Source organism: Lelliottia nimipressuralis, assembly GCF_004402045.1.
In the GTDB taxonomy this organism is placed as follows: Bacteria; Pseudomonadota; Gammaproteobacteria; order Enterobacterales; family Enterobacteriaceae; genus Enterobacter; species Enterobacter chinensis.
Map to the genome: position 1 here is coordinate 916,252 of NZ_SOMG01000030.1, position 17,340 is coordinate 933,591.

A 17,340-nucleotide genomic window follows, 5' to 3' on the forward strand; every position below is an offset into this window, starting at 1 on the left:
CTCTGTTCAATATCGACAATTAATGAGCGAAATACGAATCCAGTAACATGATGTCGTCATTATTTATCTCGCCCGTCTGCGCGAGCAAACTGACCCATGCTTTAATGACAGCATGTTTTTCTGCAGTAAGCTCAACTTTGGTTTTATAGAAAGATTGTTCTGCATTTAATAAATCAATATTCATACGCTGGCCAGCCTGAATACTTTTTTGGGTAGCTTCAATCTGTCGCCTGGCGGCTTCCACAGCGGAGGTATAGGCTGCAATGCGCTCTGGCGCATGAAGGCATTTATTTAATGATTTTTTTATTTCACTATAGGTAACCAGCCGCTGCGCGTCGTGAAGATATTTAGCCTGCTCATAGTGGGCCGCAGCCTGGCGCACGGAGGCTGAAACGCCTCCGCCGGAGAACAGATCCATGCTGACGCGCAGACCTATACTGTCGGTACGATATTTCTGATGGATGGTGTTATCGTTGCTTGAGTCATTCTCTGAATGCATTGCGTAAAGCTGTATCCGGGGAAGCGCACCAGCGCGGCTGCGCTCAATTTCATAGCGTTTTTCCTCCACGCTGTGCCCGGCAGACAGGATATCGGGGTTATGCGAGGAAGCCTTTTGTTCCCAGTATTGATAGTCTCGTGATGCCAGGGGCAGCATAAGATTTTTTTCACCGAGCGTCGGCAGCGCCGCAGTATCCGACAGATCCATACCAACGATCGCCGATAACGCAACGTTTGCCGTCTCAAGCGAATCGCGCGCTTCAACCTCATCAGCAACAGCAAGGCTGAGTGCAGAGGCGGTTTCCGTGACATCCGTTATCGACCCCTCTCCGGATTCAAACTGTCGCTGAGTTTGCTTTTTCTGCTCTTCCAGACCCTGACGATGCAGGGCCGCAAGCTGGAGCCGCTGGTGTGCCTCGGTAAGATCCAGCCATGCGGTAATGAAGCGGTTTTGCAGATCAATCAGGCTGCTTCGGTAGCGTTCATCAGACTGCAATTTTTTGATGATGCCGATGCGATAGCCCGCATAGGCGTCGTAATCAAACAGCGGCTGAACGACGGTAAGCGATCCCGAATGGCTGTCATATTGTTGATGTTGCACCACCTCAGAACGCTCACCCAGCAAATTTGATTGCTGGTACTGCTGCCGTTGCCAGTTACGCGGTGCGCGCTGATAGCTGACGCTGACTTTTGGCAGTAACCCGGCGCGGCCAATGGGAATGTATTCTTCCCCGGCAAGTTGATCCTTAACTGCAGCACGATACTGGGGATCGTTATCCAATGCCATGAACCAGCCCTGTGCAAGCGTCAGGGCACAGGCGGAAAACGGTGCCATCAGCGCGAGCAGGTACAAAACTGGTCTTAACTTTGCGGTAAGCATCATTATTCCTCGATGAACGACCGCGAGGCACGATCCACAATGGGTTTCAACAGATAGCTCAACAGCGACCGCTCTCCGGCTTTAATAAAGACCTCTACCGGCATACCCGGTTTAATATCCTCACTCTCCAGCTTTTTCATGCCCTCCGGCGAAACGGCGATCTGAATCTTGTAATACGGCTGTTGGGTAGTGGGATCGGTCTGTCGGTCCGCCGAAACCAGTGATACCTGGGCCGGGATTTTTGGCGTGCGTTGCTGGTTAAAGGCAGTGAACATCAGGGTGACGGGCATGCCTTTATGGACTTTATCGATCAAGGTGACATCAATATGTGAGTCGATAATCAGGGGAGATGTCTGCGGGACAAGCTCCAAAAGTTGCTCTCCCGCACTCACTACCGCGCTATCACTGGCAAGCGCGAGATTCATTACCACACCGTCCTGCGGTGCGACGACTCGGGTTAATGAGAGATCGACATCGGAGAGCGTCAGCTGTTTTTTACTCTCGCTTACCTGCAGGCGAAGCTGGTCGATCTGCGTTTCAATATCTTTCCGGTTATCAACCAACCGCTGTTGCATGCTGCGCTTGAGTTGCGCTATCTGATTACCTAACTCCACTATTTTGCTGCGGGTTTCGCCCACCTCGCCCGCCAGTGACGCAGATTGCACCTGAATATCGAGAAAGCGGTTACGGGGGAAATAGCCTTCCTCCATCAGCGGCTTCAGGTCGTTGAGTTGACGATTTAATAGCGCGAGTCCTCGCTCTTTCGTCTCGCATGTTCGGGCAAGAGAATCGCGCTGGCGCGCCAGCCCTGCGATGGCCTGAACGTCGTTTTCCTGGGCGTTTTTCAGCGCCTCCTGCCGGGCATGCATAAGCTGACTTTGCTGTAAAACAATTGGCTTAAGCGCATCCTGCAGGGCTTCTTCCTCTGCCTCAGGGGGCAATGCCAGCGTTTGCATGCCAGCCAGCTCAGACTGAAGGCGGCTTTCGGCAATAAGTGAAGTCAGATAATGTTGGCGTGCTGCGGAGAGCTGGGCGAGCGTGGTTTGCTGGCTGAGCAGCACGAGCAGGTCGCCCTTATGTACCGTCTGACCCTCTCTGACCGCGATTTTTGTCACCACGCCGCCGATGGGAGCCTGAATGGCCTTACGATATCCGTCGACCACCACTGTTCCGGATGACACAACACCTTTATCCAGAGGAGCCAGGGCAGCCCAGAGCAAAAAAGAGCCCAGGCCTGCCAGCAACACGATCCAGCCAAGGCGAACAAACGGAATGACGTCAACAAGAGGCGTCTTCAGCGCATCGGTATTATGCATGGACTTTTCCTTGTTCTACTGGGGCGCTTTTTGTCTGATTTACCGGGCGAGTTGACTGCTGTAAGAGTTGTGCCGTCGGGCCATAAAGCTTTGATTTTCCACCTTCCAGAACGAGCAGGTGGCTGGTCAGAGGCAAAATACCTGGGCGATGAGAAATGATGACGACGCTTTTTTTCTGCTGTTTAAGCTGCCGGATAACCTGCTGCAAGGCCTGTTCACCTGATTCATCCAGGTTAGCGTTGGGCTCATCAAGGATCACCAGCGCCGGATTGCCGTACAGCGCACGTGCCAGGCCAATGCATTGTTTTTGTCCGCCCGAAAGGGCCGTACCCTGCTCGCCGGTCAGGGTGTTATAGCCTTCAGGCATACGCAAAATCATTTCATGAATGCCGGCCATCTTTGCAGTGGCGATCAGTTGCGTTGAATCGATCTGACCAAAATGCGCAATATTCTCAGCGATGGTTCCCGTAAAAAGCGCAACGTCCTGCGGCAAGTACCCGATTCCCGGGCCTGGCTTTTGCTTCTGCCATTGATAAATATCTGCCCCATCCAGCCTGACATCCCCTTCCCCGGCGGGCCAGACACCGCACAACACTCTTGCGAGACAAGATTTTCCCGATGCACTGGCCCCCACAATACCCAACACCTCACCCGGTTCTACCCGCAGATTGATATTGTGCAGTATGGGCTGCTGGGGGTTTCCCGGCGGAAAGACGGTGACATTCTCCACCGTGAGCAACCCTTGTGCCTCCGGCAGGCGAATGCTCTCCTGCGCCGGTGGAAACTCACCCGTCAAATGAGCCATGCGTTCCCATGCCAGGCGAGCTGACCTGTACCCTTTTGCCACACTGATAAGTTGTTCAACCGGCGCCAGCGCTCTTCCGAGCAATATAGAACCTGCGATCATCATGCCCGGCGAGATATCCCCCAGAATCGCCAGCCAGCAGCCAAGCCCGAGCATGAGAGACTGAAGTGCCATACGAACTGTTTTGGTGATGGCAGACATAACGACAGCACGCTCACTGGCTGCACTCTGGCAATAAAGGAACTGTTGATGCGCGCGCCACCAGCGCGCCTTGACGTTTTCTGTCATCCCCAGAGCCTGCAACGTCTCGGCACATTGCAGGGTGCTGTTAGCTTGATGATTCGACATCAAGGCATAACCACCCGCTTCATTTAAAAGCTGACGCGTTGCTTTTTCATTAATAAAAGCCAGAGCCAGCAGTACAAACGCGCCCGAAAGAGAGAACAAACCGAGCCAGGTATTAAAAAGAAAAATGACGCCGATGTAGACTGGAAACCAGATTGAATCAAAAACGGCGAATAACGCCGGACCGGTAACAAACTGGCGTATGACGGTGAGGTCGTTGATAGCCTGACCGGCATTAGGGCTGCGCTTAACGAGATTGCTTTCACATGCAGCGGTATACAGTACAGGCGAAAGTGCATTATCAAACTGATTTCCTAATCTGATGATGACGATGCCACGTGCATAATCAAGGCAAGCCATAATGGTGAACATAAATAACACCAGCAACGTCAACATAAAGAGAGTTGTCGTATTCCCGGATGACAACGCGCGATCGTAGACCTGCAACATATAAATTGAAGGCGCAAGCATCAGTAAATTTATTACGGATGAGAAAAAAGCGATAACTACGAATATTCGCGTGCGCGTGCGTGTAAAATTCTTAAATATCCCCAAGGACCCACCAACCCCATAACCATATGATATTCATAATAATGACCGCATACCAAGGTGAGTTTGCGATGTATTTATTGAAAAACATTTAACAATTAACATCAAAACCCAACAAATTAACAAGCAATCAAACGACCGTGCAGAGCAATGTGCACATATAAAAATGTAATTTTCCTAAACGTTTAAAAATTCATTTTATCCTGGCGATTCTTTCGCTCAGGAAAATTGCTGACCCAGAGAGGCAGTATATAAACCATCATTACCAAGAACGCAACAATGAATTCAATAAACATGTATTTAGTGAATATTTCTTATAGCAATACGCAGACCTAATGATAATTTACGCAATGGCGTACTGTTTGCGCGATATAAACACTGAGCACATTATTATGAAGTTTTAGGGTGGCGTTAATATCAAAGCATGGATTTTAAGACAATTCGCCAATATTAATGCCAGCAGTGGGGCTAAAGGAAGAAGCCTATAGCTATTTGTTGGAATAAATCATCAGGTTTATATGCCTCGCTGTAGATCAGCCCCCTGGTTGGGTAACGTCCAGTCGGCTCCTGTTAGAAAATTGCGGTAAATCGCTTAGGTATAAGGCGGCGTCCGCTTTCTCAGTTGCTAACTGGATGCTGTCCGCCGGGGCGGATCCTTCGTTTATAGCGAGTCAGATGGGCCGTGAAAATGCTAAGATGGTTTATGAGGTATATTCAACGTGGATAGTTGGTATGAACGCCGATCAGGTAGGCATGCTGAATGAGCGACTGTAAACGCTCCTTCCCCAGGATGCCCTCAGGGATAAACGAGACTGGATAATTTCGTTTAATATTAGTAAGATAGCCACTTCATATAAAATACCTTAAAAATTATGCGTCTGGTTTTATCGTCCTTTTTTGCACTCGGTCTGTTTAGCAGCCTGGCGTTCGCTGCGCCCGGGCAAACGCCGCAGCCTGACATTCGTGACAGCGGCTTCGTCTATTGCGTAAGCGGCCAGGTGGACACCTTCAACCCGCAGAAAGCGGGCAGCGGCCTGATTGTGGATACCCTTGCCGCACAGCTTTACGATCGTCTGCTTGATGTCGACCCTTACACCTACCGTCTGGTGCCTGAGCTTGCGGAAAGCTGGGAAGTCCTGGATAACGGCGCTACCTACCGTTTTCACCTGCGCGATGACGTCGCATTTCAGCGTACACCGTGGTTTACCCCCACGCGCAAGCTGAACGCAGATGACGTGGTCTTTACGTTCCAGCGCATCTTTAACCGCAACCACCCATGGCATAACGTTAACGGCGGCAACTTCCCCTACTTCGACAGCCTGCAGTTTGCCGATACGGTTAAAAGCGTGCGTAAGCTGGATAACCGGACGGTTGAATTTTCGCTGACGCGTCCGGATGCCTCCTTCCTCTGGCACCTGGCGACCCACTATGCGTCGGTCATGTCTGCCGAATACGCGGCGAAGCTGACGAAAAAAGATCGTCAGGAATTGCTCGATCGTCAGCCGGTCGGCACCGGTCCGTTCCAGCTGGCCGAATACCGCGCCGGGCAATATATTCGCCTGCAGCGCCATGAACATTTCTGGCGCGGTACCCCGCTCATGCCGCAGGTGGTGGTCGATCTGGGTTCTGGCGGGACAGGACGTCTGTCGAAACTGCTCACCGGGGAATGTGACGTGCTCGCCTGGCCCGCAGCCAGCCAGCTCACTATTTTGCGCGACGACCCGCGTCTGCGTCTGACGTTACGTCCCGGCATGAACATCGCTTATCTGGCTTTTAATACGGATAAGCCGCCGTTGAATAACCCTGCCGTTCGTCATGCCCTGGCGCTGGCGATTAACAACCAGCGCCTGATGCAGTCCATCTACTACGGCACGGCGGAAACCGCCGCCTCAATTTTACCGCGCGCCTCGTGGGCCTATGACGGTGAGGCTAAAATTACAGAATACAATCCGGCAAAAGCGCGTGAACAGCTGAAAGCGTTAGGAGCGGAAAACCTTACGCTGCAACTTTGGGTGCCAACCAGTTCCCAGGCGTGGAACCCGAGCCCGCTCAAAACCGCCGAACTGCTGCAGGCGGATATGGCTCAGGTGGGCGTCAAAGTGATCATCGTACCGGTAGAAGGCCGTTTCCAGGAGGCGCGCCTGATGGACATGAATCATGATTTAACCCTGACCGGCTGGGCCACCGACAGTAACGATCCGGACAGTTTCTTCCGACCATTGTTGAGCTGCGCGGCGATAAACTCGCAGACCAACTACGCCCACTGGTGTAATCGGGAGTTTGACGCCGTGCTGCAAAAAGCGCTCGCTTCTCAACAGCTGGCCTCTCGCATCGACGCCTATGATGAAGCGCAGAAGATCCTTGCCCAGGAACTGCCAGTGCTGCCGCTGGCATCTTCCCTGCGTCTCCAGGCCTATCGCTACGATATTAAAGGCCTGGTGCTGAGCCCGTTCGGCAACGCTTCGTTCGCCGGCGTGTCGCGTGAAAAAGAACACGAGGTGAAAAAACCATGATTATTTTTACCTTACGTCGGCTCCTTTTACTGCTGGTGACGCTCTTTTTTCTGAACTTTGTCGGCTTCAGCCTGAGCTATTTCACACCGCACGCCCCGCTCCAGGGCTCGTCGCTGTGGGATGCCTGGCTCTTCTGGTTTAACGGGCTGCTGCACTGGGATTTTGGCGTGTCCAGCATTAACGGGCAGCTTATTTCCGAACAGTTGAAAGAGGTTTTCCCGGCCACGATGGAGCTGTGCATTCTGGCCTTCGGCTTTGCCCTGATGGTCGGGATCCCCGTGGGCATGCTGGCCGGGATTTATCGTAACAAATGGCAGGATAAGTTTATCAGTGCTCTCGCCCTGCTCGGCTTCTCCATCCCGGTCTTCTGGCTGGCGCTGCTGCTGACGCTTTTCTTCTCGCTGACAATGGGCTGGCTGCCGGTCTCCGGTCGTTTTGACCTGCTCTATACGGTCAAAACGGTGACGGGCTTTGCCATCATTGACGCGTGGCTGTCCGATTCCGTGTGGCGTCATGAGATGATCGTCAGCGCCCTGCGCCATATGGTATTGCCGGTGCTGACGCTGGCGGTTGCCCCGACGACAGAAGTGATCCGTTTGATGCGCCTGAGCACCATCGAGGTGTTTGACCAGAACTATGTCAAAGCCGCCGCCACGCGCGGGTTATCGCGTCTGACCATACTGCGCCGCAACGTCCTGCATAACGCGCTACCACCGGTAATTCCGCGTCTGGGATTACAGTTTTCCACCATGCTCACGCTGGCCATGATCACCGAGATGGTCTTTAGCTGGCCTGGCCTGGGGCGGTGGTTGATCAACGCCATCCGCCAGCAGGACTACGCGGCTATTTCTGCGGGTGTGATGGTGATTGGTTCGCTGGTGATTATTGTTAACGTGTTATCCGATATTCTGGGTGCCATGGCCAACCCATTGAAGCATAAGGAATGGTATGCCTTACGATAGCGTATACAGTGAAAAGCGCACGCCCGGTGTGCTGCGTACCGTGTGGCGTAAATTCTATGGTGACACTACGGCAATGATCGGCCTCTATGGCTGCGCCGGGCTGGTGTTGCTCTGCGTTTTTGGCTCGTGGTTTGCGCCGTATGGCATTGACCAGCAGTTCCTTGGCTATCAGCTGCTGCCGCCTTCCTGGTCCCGCTACGGTGAAGTCTCTTTCTTCCTGGGGACGGACGATCTCGGACGCGACGTGCTAAGCCGCCTGCTGAGCGGCGCCGCCCCGACGGTAGGCGGTGCATTTGTGGTGACATTCGCGGCCACGATCTGTGGACTGGCGCTGGGTATTTTTGCGGGCTCCACGCATGGCCTGCGTTCGGCGGTGCTTAACCACATTCTGGATACGCTGCTCTCTATTCCGTCTCTGCTGCTGGCGATCATTGTCGTTGCCTTTGCCGGCCCGCATCTGTCGCATGCCATGTTCGCCGTCTGGCTCGCTATTCTGCCCCGCATCGTGCGATCGGTTTACAGCATGGTCCATGATGAGCTGGAAAAAGAGTATGTCGTCGCGGCCCGTCTGGACGGTGCGACGACCTTCAATATCCTGTGGTTTGCCGTTCTGCCAAATATTGCCGCCGGGCTGGTCACCGAAATAACCCGCGCCCTGTCGATGGCGATTCTGGACATCGCTGCGCTCGGCTTTCTGGATCTTGGCGCACAGCTGCCGTCGCCTGAATGGGGCGCGATGCTCGGTGACGCGCTGGAGTTAATCTACGTTGCGCCGTGGACGGTCATGCTGCCAGGTGCTGCCATTATGGTGAGCGTGTTGCTTATTAACCTGCTGGGCGACGGTATACGCCGTGCAATTAACGCGGGGGTGCAATAATGCCGCTTCTTGATATTCGTAACCTCACCATTGAATTCAAAACCGGTGAAGGCTGGGTTAAAGCCGTCGATCGCATCAGCATCACCCTCGCGGAGGGTGAAATTCGCGGGCTGGTGGGGGAATCCGGCTCCGGAAAAAGCCTGATTGCCAAAGCCATCTGCGGCGTGGCAAAAGACAACTGGCGCGTGACCGCTGACCGTATGCGGTTTGATGATATCGACCTGCTGCGCCTTTCCCCTCGCGAGCGGCGCAAGCTGGTCGGGCATAACGTCTCGATGATTTTCCAGGAGCCGCAATCCTGTCTCGACCCGTCCGAACGCGTGGGCAAACAGCTGATGCAGAACATTCCCGGCTGGACCTATAAAGGCCGCTGGTGGCAGCGCGTTGGCTGGCGCAAGCGTCGCGCTATTGAGCTTTTACACCGCGTCGGGATCAAAGATCACAAAGATGCGATGCGCAGCTTCCCTTATGAACTGACCGACGGCGAGTGTCAGAAAGTGATGATTGCCATCGCCCTGGCCAATCAGCCGCGTTTGCTGATTGCGGATGAACCCACGAACGCGATGGAGCCCACCACGCAGGCGCAAATTTTCCGCCTGCTGTCGCGTCTCAATCAGAATAACAACACCACCATTTTGCTGATCAGCCATGACCTGCAGATGCTCAGCAAATGGGCGGATAAAATCGACGTGATGTACTGCGGGCAAACGGTCGAAACCGCGCCGAGTGAAGATCTGATCAACGCGCCGCATCATCCATATACGCAGGCGCTTATCCGCGCCATTCCGGATTTTGGCAGCGCCATGCCGCATAAGAGCCGCCTGAATACTCTGCCAGGGGCTATTCCGCTGCTGGAATCCTTGCCGATAGGCTGTCGTCTGGGGCCGCGGTGCCCTTATGCTCAGCGTAAATGTATCGAGACGCCGCGCCTGACCGGGGCCAAAAATCATCTTTACGCCTGTCATTTCCCGCTGAACATGGAGAGAGAGTGAAATGGTCGAAACCTTACTGGAAGTCCGCAACCTGAGTAAGACCTTTCGCTACCGTACGGGGCTGTTTCACCGGCAAACCGTCGAAGCGGTAAAACCCCTGAGCTTTACCCTGCGTGAAAAACAGACCCTGGCGATCATCGGGGAGAACGGTTCAGGGAAATCTACCCTGGCGAAAATGCTCGCCGGCATGGTTGAACCCACCGCCGGCGAAGTATTGATTGACGATCACCCTTTGGCATTCGGGGATTACTCTTTCCGCAGCCAGCGCATCCGCATGATCTTCCAGGATCCGTCTACCTCGCTTAATCCGCGCCAGCGCATTTCGCAAATCCTCGATTTTCCACTGCGTCTGAACACTGACCTGGAGCCGGAGGCGCGCCGTAAGCGCGTATTTGAAACCCTGCGTATGGTTGGGCTGTTACCGGATCACGAAAGCTACTACCCGCATATGCTGGCCCCCGGCCAGAAACAGCGATTGGGCCTGGCGCGTGCACTGATTTTGCGGCCAAAAGTGATCATTGCGGATGAAGCGCTTGCCTCGCTGGATATGTCGATGCGTTCGCAGTTGATTAACCTGATGCTGGAGCTGCAGGAAAAACAGGGGATCTCGTATATCTACGTCACCCAACATCTGGGAATGATGAAGCACATCAGCGATCAGGTGATGGTCATGCACCAGGGGGAAGTCGTCGAGCGCGGCAGCACGGCAGATGTGATGGCCTCCCCGCTTCATGAGCTGACAAAACGACTGATTGCCGGTCATTTCGGTGAAGCATTAACGGCTGATGCGTGGCGAAAAGACCGCTAGGCGCGACGGTAAAAAATTACTCTGCGAATATAAGGGTTAAATAGTCTGTAGAGACTATTTAATCCTTTAAATTTGCGTCTCCATTCCTGCTCCATATTCTAATCAATATCAATCAACAGTTCTTCTCCAGAATACCCGGACATTACGGAGGAGAAGAAATGAATAACGCAACTTACGTACTAAAATACACCGAGTATCTCATCAGAAAATGCCGCTCTTTTTTAATGACGGACCTGGTTTTTCATACGATCAGGCTCAAAAAAATCTCAGGAAAAGAGCCAGACATTAAATCGCCCATGACGTTGAGTGAAAAAATATGTCATCGACTGGTATACGATCGCAATGACCTCTACACAACGCTTGCCGATAAACTCGCCGTTCGGAAATACGTTACATCAAGAACAAAACGAGTAAAAACGGTGCCATTAATTGGTGTTTACAGCAAGGCGTCGCAAATTGATTTCACAATACTCCCGGATAAATTCGTCCTTAAGTGCAATCATGATAGCGGCAGCACAATTGTATGCAAAAACAAAGCGCGATTTAATTACAGAGAAGCGTGTAAAAAGCTGAGCCTCGCATTAAAGAAAAATTTGTACTACACCACACGTGAATGGCAGTACAAAAACATTACCCCGATGATACTTTGCGAACCGTTTATCGATCTCTTTGATGATGCCGACAGAAACACCACGCCGGAAATGCTGAGGATTCACTGCTTTCATGGTGTTGCCCACTACGTTGAAGCGGATTTTACGGACAATAATGGCAACGGGTTTATCAACGTTTACGACAGGCACTGGAATTTACAGCCTTTCCAGATGGAATATCCGAATACGTTGGTACAGCCAGGCGAGCCGGCATTGTTCCGACAGGCATTGCTGGCATCCCAGGAGCTGGCGGCTGGAATTGACTACTGTCGCGTTGATCTGATGCTAAAAAAGCATGAAATCTATTTCAGTGAAATAACCCTGAGCCCGAGACGCGGTAAACTGACCATTACCCCACAGGAATGGGATGCCAGGTTAGGAAAAATATGGCACTTACCGCTGTCTACGGGCAGGCACGTTTGACCAGCCGCTGAAACTCAGGAATCTGGCCAGGTGAGTTTGAAAATCGAGTGATTTTGCGTCGATAAGGTATAGGTAACATCGCCACCATGAGCAAGCATGATGGCTTTTACCACCGATAAGCCTAACCCACAGCCCTCCGGGTTCACCCGTCTGGCGCTATTATCGCGCTGGAAGGGATGAAACAAGAAGTCATGAAACTCCCTGGGGATGCCCGGTCCCCCGTCCTGAATAAGGATATAATTTCCTTTATCTGAAACCCCATTTTTGACGATGAGTTTGCGCGAGGTTGAATAGTGTAATGCGTTGTCAAATAGGACGGTCAGACACTGATTGATACGCAACGGATCGAACACACATCGCTGCTCCCTCAGTTCTGTATGAATGGTGAACTCTTTATGGTTGAACTCGGGCATAAAAGTGTCGAGTGCGTCCTGTATCGTCCCTTTTAGATCGGTTCTGGATTGATATAACGTGTATCCCGCTCCTCCGTCCGAACTGATAACCCGAAGGTCTTCAATCAGACGGGTTAACCCTTCCGTCTGCTTGAGAAGGTTATTAAAGAGTACTGGATCCGGGGAAAAAACGCCGTCAACCAGCCCCTGAAGCCGCCCGCGTAAAATTGTGACCGGCGTTCTCAGTTCATGCGCAATCGCGGCATTCCAGGATTTCCGCTGGATATCCAGCGTCTGGAGTTTTTCCGCCATTTCATTGAAATCCGTGACAAGGTGGTTGATCTCCCCAAGCCGGGAACTGGCACAAAATGCCCGGGCGTCCAGATCGCCCTGAGAAATCTTTTTCAGACTGGATGCCACCGCGTTTAACGGGGTGAGAATTCGCGAAGAGAGTTTTACCGTAAAAAATACGGCAATGATCAGACTGATGGTTGTCGCTGTCCCGATCCACACCCAGTCCCACATCGTCATCTGATCTTCATCTCCCGCAGCAGCGCCGCCGGGGAGGTGATCCAGAATAAAAGAGTAAAAAAACCAGGAGCCCAGTATGGCGATGGCAATTATCGTAAACGTCAGCAACAGCATGTACGTTAAGATCTGGCGACTCAGAACAGGCTCTTTGTTCATTTCTTTTCCCCAAGCCGGTAGCCCATCCCTCTGATGCTCTCGGGAACGCCATAAAGGCCGGCAAGCTCAAGTTTTTTACGCAGCTTGCTCATATGGCTGTCGACCGTTCTGTCGAGCGTATCGCCTTCAGGCAGACACGCGTTGAGTAACTCTTCGCGGGAACACACCTTTCGCGGATATCTCACCAGATAAGTAAGTAATTTAAATTCGGTCGTCGTTAATACCGGGGAGATAACCTCTGCGCCCACGGTGACCTCCACGTAAAAATCATCCGGATAGACCGTAATAAATGGCGTACGAAGAGGCATCGAACCCGTTTGCTGAACTGTGGGTTTTGTTCTGCGCAGCACAGCTTCAACCCGTGCGACCACTTCGGAAGGGTTAAAGGGCTTGATCACGTAATCATCCGCGCCAAGCCTGAGTCCCATGAGTTTATCGACATCCTGGTCGAGGGCGGACACCATAATAACGGGCACGGAACTTTCATGGCGAAGCGTGGTGAGTACGCTCCAGCCATCACAAACGGGCAAATGAATATCCAGCAATATGAGATCCGGCTTATGGAGGCGATTAAGCGTTATCGCTTGCTCGCCCTGTCTGGCCCTGAGCGTTTTCATTCCCGAACGCTCCAGGTAGCTCATCAGTATATCGGCGATTTCGTCTTCATCTTCAACAACAAGGATCAGCGTATTTTTGTTCATTTTATCTCCGCGGGTGAAATCCCTTTTAGCACGCTATTAGATGTCTTTAGCACAATAAGACATAGCCTCCGGGAAAAAGTGCCGCGGTCGCGAAAATTTTGAGGTTGATTTAAATGCCCGGCAATTTCTCCACACAGGCTACACATTCCGGCAATAAAGACTCGACAATACCCGTTCAAAATAGCTATTCAGGCATAAACCTTTTTTCATTGAATGTTGCCAATTAACCCTAATGCATTAAGACTTTATGAATTTTGCTGAAATAATGAACATGGAACTTTCTAAATATTTCTCCCCTAAAAAGATCGGCGTATATTCGCTATTCCTGCTGCTGTCGTGGGGATTACTTTATACCTGGCTGGTGCTAATACACCGAATGGATGAACAAGTCGCCTCGACGCTGCCTTCTTCACCCATTATCTACGGCTGCATCGTGTTGTCGGTTGTCACTCTGGTAATACAACATAAAGCCGGTGCGCTCACAGAGTTACTTGTCATTGCCTTCTGGCTGATGGTGATTTTCGTTTATCTCATCATTACGTTCACTGTGCTGTTAAACGCGACGCCCGATATCGACGATCTGGTCTTTTACTACGAATGCTATTTGATCATCTTTTTTGGCGGTTCACCGCTGTACCTCATCATGAGGATGATTTAAGCCATCGCACTACTTACGTATCTGGACATTAATTTAATGCCTCATTTTTTTATTGAACGCCCCGTTTTCGCCTGGGTAGTGGCGCTTTTTATCGTCCTGACGGGCGTACTCTCTATTCCGCGTTTACCGGTAGCCCAGTATCCGGCGGTGGCTCCGCCTGGGATCATTATTTCCGTCAGCTACCCGGGCGCCAGCCCCGATGTCATGAATACGTCAGTGGTGTCGTTGATTGAGCGTGAAATATCCGGGGTAGATAATTTGCTCTATTTCGAATCATCCAGTGACACAACCGGCTCAGCATCGATTACCGTCACGTTTAAGCCAGGCACGGACATCAAGCTGGCCCAGATGGATCTTCAGAATCAGATTAAGATTGTGGAGCCGCGTTTACCTCAGGCGGTAAGACAAAACGGCATTAACGTCGAGGCCGCTAATTCAGGTTTTTTAATGATGGTCGGGCTGAAGTCCACGACAGGTAAATTTGAGGAAGCCGATTTAAGCGATTATTTCGCCCGAAACGTCAGTGATGAGCTTCGCCGCGTACCTGGCGTAGGAAAAGTTCAGCTGTTTGGTGGCGAAAAAGCGCTGCGCATCTGGCTGGATCCAATGAAGCTCCACGCTTATGGGCTTTCGGTGAGCGATGTTCTTACCGCTGTCAGCCAGCAAAACGCCCTTGTTTCGCCCGGCAGAACGGGAGATGAACCGACGACGGAAGGACAAGGGGTGACGTATCCCATCACCGTGGAGGGACAATTCTCCTCAGTAGAGGCTTTCAGGAATATCACCCTTAAATCTGACGCGTCCGGCGCCCGACTGAAATTATCCGACATTGCACGCGTTGAATCTGGCCTGCAAAGTTACGCCTTTGGTATACGCGAAAATGGGGTTCCTGCAACGGCTGCCGCGATACAGCTGTCGCCTGGGGCGAATGCGATGAGCACCGCTTCTGGAGTACGGGCACGCATCGACGCGCTTTCGCAGGTGTTACCCGAAGGAATGACATTTACGGTCCCCTTCGATACGGCCCCGTTTGTGAAACTTTCTATCATGAAAGTCGTACAGACATTTGTGGAAGCGATGGTCCTGGTCTTCCTTGTTATGCTGCTGTTTCTGCATAAGATACGCTGTACGCTTATCCCGGCGATTGTTGCGCCCGTCGCGCTTCTTGGCACCTTCACGGTGATGTTACTGAGCGGATACTCCATCAATATTCTGACGATGTTCGGCATGGTACTGGCGATAGGCATTATCGTTGATGATGCCATTGTGGTCGTAGAAAACGTCGAACGACTGATGGAGCAAAAAAACCTCTCTCCACGGGATGCCACGCGGCAAGCCATGCAGGAAATCACGCCGGCGATTATAGGGATCACGCTGGTGCTTACCGCCGTCTTTATACCCATGGGTTTTGCTGAAGGATCCGTCGGGATTATCTATCGACAATTTTGTATTTCAATGGCGGTCTCCATACTGCTATCGGCGTTTCTTGCCCTGACGCTGACCCCGGCCCTGTGCGCAACCTTACTCAAGCCGCATAAGTCAGATAAGAGCGGAAGTGGAAGGTTCGCGCCATGGTTTAACGCGCGCTTTCGTTCGCTCACCGCCTGTTACGAGGCTGGACTGGGTGCCGTTTTGAAACGCACCGGGCGTATGTTGCTCCTGTACGTTGCGCTTTGCGCTGCGCTGTTTTTTGGATTGTCGTCTTTACCGACGTCCTTTCTGCCGGATGAAGATCAAGGCTATTTTATGTCCTCAATACAGCTACCTTCTGATGCCACAACGCAGCGTACCCTGAAAGTGGTTAAAAAATTTGAAGAGGAAATTGCGACCCGACAGGATATTGAAAGCAACATTATGATCCTGGGGTTTGGATTTTCAGGTTCAGGACCAAATTCGGCCATGGCCTTCACCACGCTGAAGGACTGGAAAAATCGGCAGGGTTCGACAGCGCAAGATGAAGCCGACCATATACAGGAGAGCATGGCGAACGTTTCTGATGCCGTCACGATGAGCCTGCTCCCGCCAGCCATTTCGGATATGGGCACCTCCTCGGGGTTCACCTGGTACGTGCAAGACAGAGCAGGTCTGGGCTACGAGGCATTAAAGTGTGCTGCCGACGCGCTGGTCCTGAAAGCTAATCAGCGCCCTGAACTGAGTGACGTGTATATAGACGGTCTGCCGGAAGGAACAAGCCTTGCGCTCCAGGTTGACAGAGAAAAAGCTGAAGCGATGGGCGTCTCATTTGATGAAATCAACCAGACGCTCTCCGTCACGATGGGTTCGAATTACGTCAACGATTATTCGAATAACGGTCGCGTTCAGCAGGTGATTATTCAGGCCGATGCGCCCTACCGAATGCAGCCTGAGCAGCTACTGAAATTATCAGTGAAAAACCGGCCAGGGCAGATGGTGCCAGTATCAACGTTTGCCACACTCTCCTGGAACGTTGCCCCCCAGCAATTGACGCGTTATCAGGGGTACCCTGCTCTTCGCATTACCGGAAGTGCGGCATCTGGTGAATCCAGCGGCACCGCAATGAAGGTGATGGAGAGTTTATCGAGAGCTTTACCCCAGGGCATGGCGGGCGAGTGGGCCGGGAGTTCATTGCAGGAAAGAAAATCGGAATCTCAGCTTCCGGGCCTTATCGTCCTGTCGATACTGGTCGTGTTTATGGTGCTCGCGGCTCTCTATGAAAGTTGGTCTATTCCTTTTGCGGTCATGCTGGTCGTTCCGCTGGGACTTATCGGCGCGGTGACAGCCGTATGGGTTGCCGGCATGACGAATGACGTTTTCTTCAAGGTCGGCCTGATTACGCTTATCGGCCTGTCGGCCAAGAACGCCATCCTGATTGTTGAGTTTGCAAGACAGCTCCATCGCGAAGGGCAAACGGTCCTGGCAGCAACGATACACGCCGCCAGCCAGCGCCTGCGCCCTATTCTGATGACCTCGTTAGCCTTTACCCTGGGGGTGGTTCCTTTGATGCTGGCCAGTGGTGCAAGCGACAGTACTCAGCATGCTATTGGCACCGGAGTATTTGGCGGCATGATTAGCGGTACGCTTCTCGCCATTTTCTTCGTACCGGTTTTCTTTATCGTCATCGCGCGCTTCATCGACAGAATCAGAAAAGCGTGAATACCCTTGATGGATCACGCTTCCTCGCTGGTTGGATGAGGTGAAGCTGCTGCCGGGTGATATACTGGACGGATGCTGAAATTTTGCGCTCCCGCGCGTCCGCGCCTCATACCATGGGGCATGCGTCTTCGGAGAAGAGCGAGAAAAATCGT

At 52.2% G+C, this 17,340-nt stretch carries 13 protein-coding genes and 1 pseudogene; 9 read left to right on the forward strand and 5 right to left on the reverse strand.

The window, feature by feature from the left end; all coding sequences use genetic code 11:
• Window positions 1-19: 19 nt before the first annotated feature.
• Genes E3U32_RS22000 through E3U32_RS22010 form a run of 3 tightly spaced genes read right to left on the reverse strand, consistent with a single transcriptional unit; the run spans window position 20 to window position 4,360 of the window.
• Entirely contained in the window at window positions 20-1,381 is a 1,362-nt protein-coding gene (locus E3U32_RS22000; RefSeq protein WP_134350520.1) for a TolC family outer membrane protein, read from the reverse strand.
• Window positions 1,381-2,694 (reverse strand): HlyD family type I secretion periplasmic adaptor subunit, encoded by a 1,314-nt coding sequence (locus E3U32_RS22005; protein ID WP_134350521.1) that lies wholly within the window; start codon window positions 2,692-2,694, stop codon window positions 1,381-1,383. Before E3U32_RS22005 ends, E3U32_RS22000 begins: the two co-directional genes overlap by 1 nt.
• The gene (locus tag E3U32_RS22010; RefSeq protein ID WP_134350780.1) at window positions 2,687-4,360 is read right to left on the reverse strand and encodes a type I secretion system permease/ATPase; all 1,674 of its coding nucleotides are present in this window, start codon (window positions 4,358-4,360) and stop codon (window positions 2,687-2,689) included. The genes E3U32_RS22005 and E3U32_RS22010 overlap by 8 nt, the downstream gene beginning before the upstream one ends.
• A 657-nt stretch (window positions 4,361-5,017) precedes the next feature.
• Here E3U32_RS22010 and E3U32_RS23845 point away from each other — a divergent pair.
• The 7 genes and pseudogenes from E3U32_RS23845 to E3U32_RS22045 form a co-directional block, all read left to right on the forward strand.
• A pseudogene (locus E3U32_RS23845) lies at window positions 5,018-5,199 on the forward strand (site-specific integrase); the annotation flags it as partial.
• A gap of 66 nt (window positions 5,200-5,265) precedes the next feature.
• Window positions 5,266-6,906 (forward strand): ABC transporter substrate-binding protein SapA, encoded by a 1,641-nt coding sequence (gene sapA / locus E3U32_RS22020; RefSeq protein ID WP_134350522.1) that lies wholly within the window; start codon window positions 5,266-5,268, stop codon window positions 6,904-6,906.
• Window positions 6,903-7,868, forward strand: coding sequence for a putrescine export ABC transporter permease SapB (gene sapB, locus E3U32_RS22025; protein WP_023335929.1), 966 nt, complete (start codon window positions 6,903-6,905; stop codon window positions 7,866-7,868). Before sapA ends, sapB begins: the two co-directional genes overlap by 4 nt.
• Window positions 7,855-8,745, forward strand: coding sequence for a putrescine export ABC transporter permease SapC (gene sapC, locus E3U32_RS22030; protein WP_134350523.1), 891 nt, complete (start codon window positions 7,855-7,857; stop codon window positions 8,743-8,745). The genes sapB and sapC overlap by 14 nt, the downstream gene beginning before the upstream one ends.
• Entirely contained in the window at window positions 8,745-9,737 is a 993-nt protein-coding gene (sapD, locus tag E3U32_RS22035; protein WP_023335931.1) for a putrescine export ABC transporter ATP-binding protein SapD, read from the forward strand. The genes sapC and sapD overlap by 1 nt, the downstream gene beginning before the upstream one ends.
• Window position 9,738: 1 nt before the next feature.
• Window positions 9,739-10,545 (forward strand): putrescine export ABC transporter ATP-binding protein SapF, encoded by an 807-nt coding sequence (sapF, locus tag E3U32_RS22040; protein ID WP_047348277.1) that lies wholly within the window; start codon window positions 9,739-9,741, stop codon window positions 10,543-10,545.
• Window positions 10,546-10,703: 158 nt separating this feature from the next.
• The gene (locus E3U32_RS22045) at window positions 10,704-11,618 is read left to right on the forward strand and encodes an ATP-grasp fold amidoligase family protein (protein ID WP_134350524.1); all 915 of its coding nucleotides are present in this window, start codon (window positions 10,704-10,706) and stop codon (window positions 11,616-11,618) included.
• 14 nt (window positions 11,619-11,632) lie between these two features.
• Here the strand turns inward: E3U32_RS22045 and E3U32_RS22050 are convergent, their stop codons facing one another.
• A complete protein-coding gene (locus E3U32_RS22050; RefSeq protein WP_134350525.1) occupies window positions 11,633-12,697 on the reverse strand; it encodes an ATP-binding protein in 1,065 nt (354 codons plus the stop codon).
• On the reverse strand, window positions 12,694-13,398 hold the full coding sequence (locus E3U32_RS22055) for a response regulator (protein WP_134350526.1): 705 nt from the start codon (window positions 13,396-13,398) through the stop codon (window positions 12,694-12,696). Before E3U32_RS22055 ends, E3U32_RS22050 begins: the two co-directional genes overlap by 4 nt.
• A gap of 271 nt (window positions 13,399-13,669) precedes the next feature.
• Here E3U32_RS22055 and crrC point away from each other — a divergent pair, with 271 nt between their 5' ends.
• Together crrC and E3U32_RS22065 are read left to right on the forward strand one after the other, a co-directional pair.
• Entirely contained in the window at window positions 13,670-14,056 is a 387-nt protein-coding gene (gene crrC / locus E3U32_RS22060) for a colistin resistant protein CrrC (RefSeq protein ID WP_166790973.1), read from the forward strand.
• 36 nt (window positions 14,057-14,092) lie between these two features.
• Window positions 14,093-17,188 carry a multidrug efflux RND transporter permease subunit gene (locus E3U32_RS22065; protein WP_134350528.1) on the forward strand — a complete coding sequence of 1,032 codons (3,096 nt, stop codon included), beginning with the start codon at window positions 14,093-14,095 and terminating at the stop codon, window positions 17,186-17,188.
• Window positions 17,189-17,340 lie beyond the last annotated feature (152 nt).

Bases quoted from the DNA above. Each gene is read 5' to 3' on its own strand.
- E3U32_RS22000 (WP_134350520.1), bottom strand. From the start codon at position 1,381: ATGATGCTTACCGCAAAGTTAAGACCAGTTTTGTACCTGCTCGCGCTG.
- E3U32_RS22005 (WP_134350521.1), bottom strand. From the start codon at position 2,694: ATGCATAATACCGATGCGCTGAAGACGCCTCTTGTTGACGTCATTCCG.
- sapA (WP_134350522.1), top strand. From the start codon at position 5,266: ATGCGTCTGGTTTTATCGTCCTTTTTTGCACTCGGTCTGTTTAGCAGC.
- sapB (WP_023335929.1), top strand. From the start codon at position 6,903: ATGATTATTTTTACCTTACGTCGGCTCCTTTTACTGCTGGTGACGCTC.
- sapC (WP_134350523.1), top strand. From the start codon at position 7,855: ATGCCTTACGATAGCGTATACAGTGAAAAGCGCACGCCCGGTGTGCTG.
- sapD (WP_023335931.1), top strand. From the start codon at position 8,745: ATGCCGCTTCTTGATATTCGTAACCTCACCATTGAATTCAAAACCGGT.
- sapF (WP_047348277.1), top strand. From the start codon at position 9,739: ATGGTCGAAACCTTACTGGAAGTCCGCAACCTGAGTAAGACCTTTCGC.
- E3U32_RS22045 (WP_134350524.1), top strand. From the start codon at position 10,704: ATGAATAACGCAACTTACGTACTAAAATACACCGAGTATCTCATCAGA.
- E3U32_RS22050 (WP_134350525.1), bottom strand. From the start codon at position 12,697: ATGAACAAAGAGCCTGTTCTGAGTCGCCAGATCTTAACGTACATGCTG.
- E3U32_RS22055 (WP_134350526.1), bottom strand. From the start codon at position 13,398: ATGAACAAAAATACGCTGATCCTTGTTGTTGAAGATGAAGACGAAATC.
- crrC (WP_166790973.1), top strand. From the start codon at position 13,670: ATGGAACTTTCTAAATATTTCTCCCCTAAAAAGATCGGCGTATATTCG.
- E3U32_RS22065 (WP_134350528.1), top strand. From the start codon at position 14,093: ATGCCTCATTTTTTTATTGAACGCCCCGTTTTCGCCTGGGTAGTGGCG.